The 4051-nt window shown below is 75.8% G+C and carries 1 protein-coding gene; it reads left to right on the top strand.

What is annotated here, in order from left to right:
* Positions 1-3908 (top strand): thioester reductase domain-containing protein (locus tag ACIRJT_RS31075; RefSeq protein ID WP_403915670.1); only part of this gene is annotated, 3908 nt, incomplete at its 5' end.
* Positions 3909-4051 lie beyond the last annotated feature (143 nt).

Genomic DNA, 4051 nt, shown 5'->3' with positions numbered 1-4051 from the left:
ACGGCACCCCCATCGACTGGACCACCCACCTCACCCCCACCCACCCCCACCCCACCCCCCTCCCCACCTACGCCTTCCACCACAAGCGCTACTGGATCAGCGCCCAGGTCCCCACCGGCGGATCCGCCGCCACCGGGCATCCCCTGCTCGGCGCCCCGGTCCATGTCGCCGGCACCGACACCACCGTCTTCACCAGCCAGGTCTCCGCCCGCACACACCCCGGCCTGTCCGGGCTGTCCGCCTCCGCCCTGGTCGAACTCGCCATCAGCGCGGGCGACCACACCGGCTGCACCGTCCTGGACCGCTTCACCGTCACCCGCCCGCTCACCCTCGCCCCCCGCACCACCCTCCAGCTCCAGGTGCGGGTCACCGGCGGCGCCGACTCCGGCGCCGAGGCCCATCAGCGCGCCGTCTCCATCCACGCGCGTCCGGACGGCCGGCCCGGCGCGCCGTGGACCGAGCACGCGGCGGGCACGATGGGCTTCGCCGGTCCCGACCCGGCGTTCGACCTCGGCCAGTGGCCGCCGGCCGGCGCGGCCCCTGTGGCCGGTGCTCCGGCGTCGGACGAGGTGACGGGCCTGTGGGCCCGGGGCGACGAGCTCTTCGCCGAGGTGCGGCTGCCCGAGGAGGCGCGGCCCGACGCCGCGCGCTTCGGACTGCACCCCGCGCTCCTCGAAGCCGCCGTCCGCACGTCGTTCCCGGCTCCGGCCGGCGCGCCGGCGGACGCCACCGACCCGGCGGCGGACGCCACGGACCCGGCGGCCTCGCGTTTCGCCGCCGAATGGGGCGGTGTGCGGCTGTACGCCACCGGGGCCACGGCGCTGCGCGTGCGGATCGCCCCCGCGCGGGACGGCGGGATGCCGTCCATGCAGCTGGCCGACGAGGACGGGCAGCCGGTCGCGTCGTTGCGTTCACCGGCGGTGCGGGAGGCCGGCGGGACGGAGCCGGAGGTGACCGGCGCGGGGCTGCACGACTCCGTCTTCCAGGTGCGCTGGGTGCCGATCGCGCTCAACGACCGCGTACCTCCCCTGCGGTGGAGCGAGGCGACGCCCGAGGGGCTGGACGCGCTACGTGCCGAGGTGGCGGCCGGCCGGGGGCCCGACGCGGTGCTGCTGCGCCTGCCGGCCGCGTCCGTGAGCGAGGGCGTGGACATGCCCGCGCTGGCCCACAGCAGGCTCGGGCAGCTGCTGCCGCTGGTCCAGCGGTGGCTGGCCGACGACGCGCTCGCCGACACTCCGCTGGTCGTGGCGACCACGCGCGCCGTGGCCACGGCCGGCACCGACCCCGTCGACCCGAGCGCCACCGCGGTGTGGGGCCTGTCGCGCTCGGCCCAGTCCGAGGCGCCCGGCCGCATCGTGCTGGTGGACGTGAACGAGGACCTGGACCTGGACCTGGACGGGGACCTGGACGGGGACCTGGGCCCGGACGTGAACGGGAACGGGAACGGGGGCGCCGGTCAGGGCAGGGGCGGGGTGCCGTCGTATCAGCTGCTCACGGCCGCTCTGGCGCTGCGCGAGCCCCAGGTCGCCCTGCGCGGCTCCCGGGCGTTCGTGCCGCGGCTGTCCCCGGCCGCCGCGCCCTCCGGCCCGCCGGCCGCGAACCCGTGGAGCGGCCGGGGAACCGTACTGATCACCGGTGGCACCGGCTCCCTGGGCGCCCTGTTCGCCAGGCACCTGGTCACCGAGCACGGGGTGAAGCGCCTTCTGCTCACCAGCAGGCGCGGCCCCGCGGCCCCGGGGGCCGACCGCCTGGTCGCCGGGCTGGAGGAGCTGGGGGCCCGGGTCACCGTGGCCGCCTGCGACACGGCCGACCGCGAGGCGCTGGCCGCGCTGCTGGCGGGGATTCCCGCCGAGCACCCGCTGACCGGTGTCGTCCACACGGCCGGTGTCCTGGACGACGGGCTGATCTCGGCCCAGAGCGCCGAGCAGCTCGGCCGCGTCCTGCGGCCGAAGGCCGACGCGGCCTGGCACCTGCACGATCTGACGCAGGATCTGCGGCTGGACGCGTTCGTGCTGTTCTCGTCCGTGGCCGGTGTGATCGGCGGCCCCGGCCAGTCCAACTACGCGGCCGCCAACGCCTTCCTCGACGCCCTCGCCCACCACCGTGCCACACGCGGTCTGGCCGCCACGTCCCTGGCCTGGGGTCTGTGGGAGCAGGACGGCGGCATGAGCGGGCATCTGGAGGAGGCCGACCTCAGGCGGATCGCCCGCTCCGGTTTCCGTCCGCTCACCCGGGCGGGCGGCCCCGCGCTGATGGACGCCGCGCTCGCGCTCGGCCACCCGGAGCTGGTGGTCACCCCGATGGATCTGGGCATGCTGCGGGACAACGCCGCCGAGGCGCCCCGGGTGCTCGCCGGTCTGCTGACCGGTCCGGTGCGGCGCATCGCGCAGAACACCGCTTCGGGCACCTCGGGGACGCTGGGCAAGCAGCTGGCGGGGCTGGACGAGCAGGCCCAGCACGCGCTGCTGCTCGCCCTGGTCCGTTCGGCGGCGGCAGCGGTCCTCGGGCACACCGACACCACCGGCGACGCCATCACGGCCGAGCAGCTCTTCTCCTCCCTGGGCTTCGACTCGCTCACCTCCGTCGAACTGCGCAACCGCCTGGGCAGGGCGACCGGCTCCCGGCTGCCCGCCACCCTGACCTTCGACCACCCCACGCCCACGGCGCTGGCCGGCTATCTGCGCGAGGCCGTCGTCGACGGCGCCGGCGGGAGCGGCCGGGCCCGGCGGGCCGTCGACTTCCGCGCCGAGGTCCGGCTCGACGACGACGTGCGGCCGGCGCCCGGGACGGTGGCCGTCACGGACGATCCGTCCGAGGTGCTGCTCACGGGCGCCACCGGTTTCGTGGGCGCGTTCCTGCTGCGGGACCTGATGCGGTCGACGTCCGCGACGATCCACTGCCTGGTGCGCGGCGACAGCGAGCCGCAGGCCCTGGAGCGCATCCGCGCGAACATGCAGTGGTACCGGATCTGGGACGACGTGGACACCGCGCGGCTGAGGATCGTGCTCGGGGATCTCGCCCAGCCCCGGCTGGGCCTGGGCGAGGAGCGGTTCGACGCGCTGGCCCGTACTGCCGATGTGGTGTATCACGCGGGGGCCACCGTGCACTGGCTGCGCCCGTACACGGAGTTGAAGGCCGCCAACGTGGGGGGCACGCAGGAGGTGCTGCGGCTCGCCGCCAGGCACCGCACGGTCCCGGTCCACTACGTGTCGACCGTGGGCGTCTTCGCCGGCCCGCGCGAGGACCGGGTGCCGCTGTCCGTCGCCGACACCACCGGGCCCGCCGAGATCCTGCCCACGGGTTACGTGCAGAGCAAGTGGGTGGCGGAGGGGGTGATCGGGCTGGCCCGGGAGCGCGGCATCCCGGTGAGCGTGTACCGGGTGGACGTGGTGTCGGGCGACCGGGAATCGGGCGCCTGCCAGACCCGGGACTTCGTGTGGCTGAGCCTGAAGGGGCTGCTGCAGGCGGGGGCCGTCCCGCCGGGGGTCTCGGGCGAGATCCACGCGGTGCCGGTGGACTATGTGAGCGGTGCCGTGCTGGCGCTCTCGCACCGGCCCGGGTCCCTGGGCAGCACGTTCCACCTGTCCAACCAGAACAGTCTCAACTACGCGGAGTTCGTACGGTATCTGCGCTCGAGCGGCTACGCGCTCAAGGAGGTCCCCCTCCAGGAGTGGCAGGAGCGGATCACCGCGGACGCGGAGAACCCGCTCCATCCGCTCCTGGAGGCCTTCGAGGTGATGGCGTCCGGCGGGGACAGCTTCTATCCGGCGTTCGACACGTCGGCCACCGAAGCCGCGCTGGAGGGCACCGGGGTGACGTGCCCGGCGATCAACGAGGAACTCGTGGCGAGGTACGTCGAGTTCTTCGTGGACTCGGGGTACTTCCCCGCGGTCCCGGGCAGCCGCTGACGGTCCGGGGACCGCGGGAGACGGGGGGGGGGGGCCCCCCCCCCCCCCCCCGGGGGCCCCCCCCCCCCCCCCCCCCCCCCCCCCACACCCCCCCCCCCCCCCCCCCCCCCCCCCCCCCCCCCCCCCCCCCCCCCCCCCCCACC

Origin of the sequence: Streptomyces sp. NPDC102283 (assembly GCF_044766265.1) — a bacterium.
Classification (GTDB): domain Bacteria; phylum Actinomycetota; class Actinomycetes; order Streptomycetales; family Streptomycetaceae; genus Streptomyces.
Note: the sequence above shows the minus strand (reverse complement) of the source record. Positions and strands in the feature narration are given on the sequence as shown.